Annotated in this window: 2 tRNA genes and 3 rRNA genes; all 5 read left to right on the top strand. The window is 45.9% G+C overall.

Features of this window, described 5'->3' with window-relative positions:
* The first annotated feature begins 568 nt into the window (after window positions 1-568).
* The 5 genes from ABR854_RS25505 (at window position 569) to rrf (ending at window position 5672) form a co-directional block, all read left to right on the top strand.
* Window positions 569-2069, top strand: a 16S ribosomal RNA gene (locus ABR854_RS25505).
* Between the two features lie 146 nt (window positions 2070-2215).
* A tRNA-Ile gene (locus tag ABR854_RS25500) sits at window positions 2216-2292 on the top strand.
* Between the two features lie 18 nt (window positions 2293-2310).
* A tRNA-Ala gene (locus tag ABR854_RS25495) sits at window positions 2311-2384 on the top strand.
* 192 nt (window positions 2385-2576) lie between these two features.
* Window positions 2577-5392 (top strand): 23S ribosomal RNA (locus tag ABR854_RS25490).
* A gap of 168 nt (window positions 5393-5560) precedes the next feature.
* Window positions 5561-5672: ribosomal RNA gene (gene rrf / locus ABR854_RS25485) — 5S ribosomal RNA — on the top strand.
* The 16S, 23S and 5S rRNA genes sit together here with 2 tRNA genes alongside, the layout of an rRNA operon.
* The last annotated feature ends 41 nt before the right edge of the window (window positions 5673-5713 follow it).

Raw genomic sequence — 5713 nt, 5'->3', positions numbered from 1 at the left:
AAAAAAAGTAAAAAAGGATTTGGAAATAAGAAATAAAGTTCAGACCTTTGCACCCCGATTAAGAGAGAAAGAAAGAGGAGTTGGTTGATTGAGAGGGTTAAGAAAATAAAGTTTAAAAATAATTTGTTTTTGAAATTTAAATTTGAGACCTTTGCACCCCGAACGAGATTAAGTTAAAAGAGTAGTTAATTTGATAACGTTCACGATAAAAATAAAGTTCAAAAATAATTTGTTTTTTAAAATTATAATTCAGAACTTTGCACCCCGATTAAGAGAGAAAGGAATTGAAGAGTTGATAATCGGAAAATAAAAAAAATAAATTTGCAAAATAATTTGTTTTTAAAATAAAAAAGTAGTAATTTTGCACTCCGTTTCGTTTAGTAGAAAGGGGAATAAAGTAAGAAGATTCGAAGTTTAAATGATTGATTATAAGTCATTTAGATTTTAGAAAAGGGATCGACAAATTTGGTTAATTTCGGTGAAATTGATTGAATAAAGTTCATTAACTTATTGGGAAAACGAATGCGACGTTTAGAGAAATTAAAGTAGTCAGGCAAACTTGATATTTACAATGGAGAGTTTGATCCTGGCTCAGGATGAACGCTAGCGGCGGGCTTAATACATGCAAGTCAAGGGGTAGCAATACACCGGCGTACGGGTGCGTAACGCGTATGGAACCTGCCCTTATCTGGGGGATAACTCGGGGAAACTCGAGCTAATACCGCATAAGATAGTAGAGAGGCATCTCTTAGCTATTAAAGATTTATCGGATAAGGATGGCCATGCGTAAGATTAGATAGTTGGCGAGGTAACGGCTCACCAAGTCTACGATCTTTAGGGGCTCTGAGAGGAGAATCCCCCACACTGGCACTGAGATACGGGCCAGACTCCTACGGGAGGCAGCAGTAGGGAATATTGGGCAATGGGCGGAAGCCTGACCCAGCCACGCCGCGTGCAGGAAGACGGCCCTCTGGGTTGTAAACTGCTTTTAACTGGGAAGAAAGTAGTCCTTGCGAGGAAAGTTGACGGTACCAGTTGAATAAGCCACGGCTAACTACGTGCCAGCAGCCGCGGTAATACGTAGGTGGCGAGCGTTATCCGGATTTATTGGGTTTAAAGGGAGCGTAGGCGGCTGATTAAGTCAGCGGTGAAAGGTAGCAGCTTAACTGTTTTACATGCCGTTGATACTGGTTAGCTTGAGTTGACAGAAGGCAGATAGAATTCCTGATGTAGCGGTGAAATGCTTAGATATCAGGAGGAATACCGATTGCGAAGGCAGTCTGCTGCAGTCACACTGACGCTGAGGCTCGAAGGTGCGGGGATCAAACAGGATTAGATACCCTGGTAGTCCGCACAGTAAACGATGATTACTAGATGTTGGCTTGAGCCAGTGTCCAAGGGAAACCGATAAGTAATCCACCTGGGGAGTACGCCGGCAACGGTGAAACTCAAAGGAATTGACGGGGGTCCGCACAAGCGGTGGAGCATGTGGTTTAATTCGATGATACGCGAGGAACCTTACCTGGACTAGAATGTGAGGGAATGATTTAGAAATAGGTCAGTCAGCAATGACCCGAAACAAGGTGCTGCATGGCTGTCGTCAGTTCGTGCCGTGAGGTGTTGGGTTAAGTCCCGCAACGAACGCAACCCCTGTTGTCTGTTGCCAGCGAGTTAAGTCGGGGACTCAGACAAGACTGCCTACGCAAGTAGAGAGGAAGGAGGGGACGACGTCAAGTCATCATGGCCCTTACGTCCAGGGCAACACACGTGCTACAATGGGCGATACAGAGTGTTGCGAGCTAGTAATAGTAAGCCAATCACAAAAAGTCGTTCACAGTTCGGATTGAGGTCTGCAACTCGACCTCATGAAGCTGGAATCGCTAGTAATCGAATATCAGCTATGATTCGGTGAATACGTTCCCGGACCTTGTACACACCGCCCGTCAAGCCATGGAAGTTGGGTAGACCTGAAGCGGAAGGTAAAAGATTTCGTTAGGGTAGAATCAGTAACTAGGGCTAAGTCGTAACAAGGTAGCCGTACCGGAAGGTGCGGCTGGAACACCTCCTTTTTAGAGAATTCTAACAAAGAATTAAAAACGACTTGACACTTTATATTTGAATGTTGCATTTGTTTTCCCAACTAAAGTTATGTTTGAAAGAAGCAGAGAGAAAACAATCGGACGATTACAGAATAGGGTAATAGTTCTGATTATAGGGGCTTGTAGCTCAGGTGGTTAGAGCGTTACACTGATAATGTAAAGGTCCGTGGTTCGAGTCCACGCAGGCCCACCAAGAAGTTGAAAGACACAAGGGGGATTAGCTCAGCTGGCTAGAGCACCTGCTTTGCAAGCAGGGGGTCAACGGTTCGACTCCGTTATTCTCCACTAATTTTAAGTATAAAATAGCTATCGATAAAGAACTGATAGTTTAAGATTTAAGAAAAAGGTATTTATACCACTATTTAGTTTACTACATCTAAATATTATTAGCGAAGCACAGCTTGATTAGTTAATGATTGATGTAGATAGGCTGAAAAGAGTTCATTGACATGTTGGCAGAGAGATAAAAGTATAATAATAAGAGTTATATAAGGGCGTACGGAGGATGCCTAGGGTCTCAGAGGCGAAGAAGGACGTGATAAGCTGCGATAAGCTACGGGGATTGGCACATACAAGTTAATCCGTAGATTTCCGAATGGGGCAACCCAATGGTTTGAAGAACCATTACTATACATAGTATAGAGCTAACCCGGTGAACTGAAACATCTAAGTAACCGGAGGAACATAAAACAACAGTGATTCCGCAAGTAGTGGCGAGCGAACGCGGAGAAGCCCAAACCTATTTTGTTACGGCAAAGTAGGGGTTATAGGACTGCATTTAGAAGATTAAATTAAGCTGAACAGGTTGGGAAGCCTGACGATACAGTGTGATAGTCACGTAAGCGTGCAATTTAATGGACGAGCAGTATCCTGAGTAGGTGGGGACCAGTGGAATCCCCTCTGAATTCGGCAGTACCATCTGCCAAGGCTAAATACTCCTGAGACACCGATAGTGAACAAGTACTGTGAAGGAAAGGTGAAAAGCACCGAGAGTATCGGAGTGAAAAAGAACCTGAAACCGTACGCTTACAAGCGGTCGGAGCTGGCAAGTCCAGTGACGGCGTGCCTTTTGCATAATGACCCTACGAGTTACGGTCACCGGCAAGATTAAGACATTCAGTGTCGTAGTCGAAGCGAAAGCAAGTCTGAATAGGGCGAATAGTCGGTGGCTGTAGACGCGAAACCTTGTGATCTACCCATGGTCAGGATGAAGTGTTGGTAACACAACATGGAGGTCCGAACCAGTTAACGTTGAAAAGTTTTTGGATGAACTGTGGGTAGGGGTGAAAGGCTAATCAAACTGGGAAATAGCTCGTACTCTCCGAAATGTATTTAGGTACAGCGTCGAGGTTGAGTTATGTCGAGGTAGAGCTACTAATAGGATGCGGGGGAGTCAAATCCTACCAAATTCTGATAAACTCCGAATGCGGCATAATATACTCGGCAGTGAGGGCTTGGGTGCTAAGGTCCAAGTCCAAAAGGGAAAGAACCCAGAACTACAGCTAAGGTCTCTAAATTTACACTAAGTTGAACTAAGGAAGTCTGACTGCAGTGACAGCCAGGATGTTTGCTTGGAAGCAGCAATCATTTAAAGAGTGCGTAACAGCTCACTGGTCGAGCGGGGCGGGCATCGATAATAAACGGGCATCAAGTGTAGTACCGAAGCTTAGTCAAGAATTTATTCTTGGGTAGGAGAGCATTCTATTCGCGGTGAATGTGTACTGTGAGGTATGCTGGAGCGTATAGAAAAGCAAATGTAGGGATAAGTAGCGATAATGTATGTGAGAACCATACACACCGAAAGACTCAGGATTCCTCAGCTACGTCAATCAACTGAGGGTTAGTCGGGACCTAAGGATAAGGCGAAGGCCGAAGCCGATGGCAAATGGGTTAATATTCCCATACTGGTGATAGTGCGATGCGGGGACGGATTGAGGAGTTTGCTACGTTCTGACGGAATAGAGCGTTGAGAGGAGGCTTAGGCTGAATCGAAGTAGATGAATTGATTCCAAGAAAAGCCGCTAAGCTTCAGCTATTTACCACCCGTACCGTAAACCGACACAGGTAGTCGAGGCGAGAAGCCTAAGGTGCTCGAGTGAGTCACAGCTAAGGAACTCGGCAAATTAACCCTGTAACTTCGGGAGAAGGGGAGCCTACAGCAATGTAGGCCGCAGAGAAATGGCCCAGGCGACTGTTTAACAAAAACACATGGCTTTGCGAAGTTTAATGACGACGTATAAGGCCTGACACCTGCCCGGTGCTGGAAGGTTAAGAGGGGATGTCATCGCAAGAGAAGCATTGAATCGAAGCCCCAGTAAACGGCGGCCGTAACTATAACGGTCCTAAGGTAGCGAAATTCCTTGTCGGGTAAGTTCCGACCTGCACGAATGGTGTAACGATCTGGGCACTGTCTCAGCTGTGAGCTCGGCGAAATTGTAGTAGCGGTGAAGATGCCGCTTACCCGCCACGGGACGGAAAGACCCCGTGAACCTTTACTATAGCTTAACGTTGAATTCGGGTAACTGATGTGTAGGATAGGTGGGAGGCTGTGAGCCGGTGTCGCTAGGCATCGGGGAGCCAACGTTGAAATACCACCCTTTGGTTATTTGGATTCTAACTTGTCAGAGACGAGGACACCGTTTGGTGGGTAGTTTGACTGGGGTGGTCGCCTCCAAAAGAGTAACGGAGGCTTCCAAAGGTGACCTCAGCACGCTTGGTAACCGTGCGTTGAGTGCAATAGCATAAGGTCGCTTGACAGTGAGACATACAAGTCGAGCTGGATGGAAACATGGGTATAGTGATCCGGCGGTTCTGTATGGAAGGGCCGTCGCTCAAAGGATAAAAGGTACTCCGGGGATAACAGGCTGATCTCCCCCAAGAGCTCACATCGACGGGGAGGTTTGGCACCTCGATGTCGGCTCGTCACATCCTGGGGCTGGAGAAGGTCCCAAGGGTTCGGCTGTTCGCCGATTAAAGTGGCACGCGAGCTGGGTTCAGAACGTCGTGAGACAGTTCGGTCCCTATCTGTGGTGGGCGTAGGAAGATTGAGAGGTTCTGACTTTAGTACGAGAGGACCGAGTTGGACGTACCGCTGGTGCATCTGTTGTCCTGCCAAGGGCACGGCAGAGTAGCCAAGTACGGACGGGATAAACGCTGAAAGCATCTAAGTGTGAAACCCACCTCAAGATGAGTCTTCCATTGAGATTCGTCATAGACGATGACGTTGATAGGTTGCAGGTGTAGAAGTGGTAACACTAAGCCGAGCAATACTAATGAATCGAGGACTCTTATATTTTTATTATGCTTTTATCTTTCTGTAACATAAGTCATGAATTAAAAAGAAATTAGACGAAAGACAAGCGACAAGAGATTGTTGAGGTCAAAGTCAGAAGACCTTCATGGTGTATATAGGGAGGGTGCGGGACACGTTGTCTTCACTTCTTTCCATCACTAAAGACCTTCATGGTGTTTATAGGGCGGGTGTTCACCTCTTCCCATCTCGAACAGAGAAGTTAAGCCCCGCACCGCCGATGGTACTGAGTTCAAACTCGGGAGAGTAGGTAGACGCCAGAATTTTATTACATAAGTCTCACCAGAAATGGTGAGACTTTTTT

This window comes from Emticicia sp. W12TSBA100-4, assembly GCF_040253585.1.
Classification (GTDB): domain Bacteria; phylum Bacteroidota; class Bacteroidia; order Cytophagales; family Spirosomataceae; genus Emticicia.
This window is presented reverse-complemented; position numbering and strand designations above follow the sequence as displayed.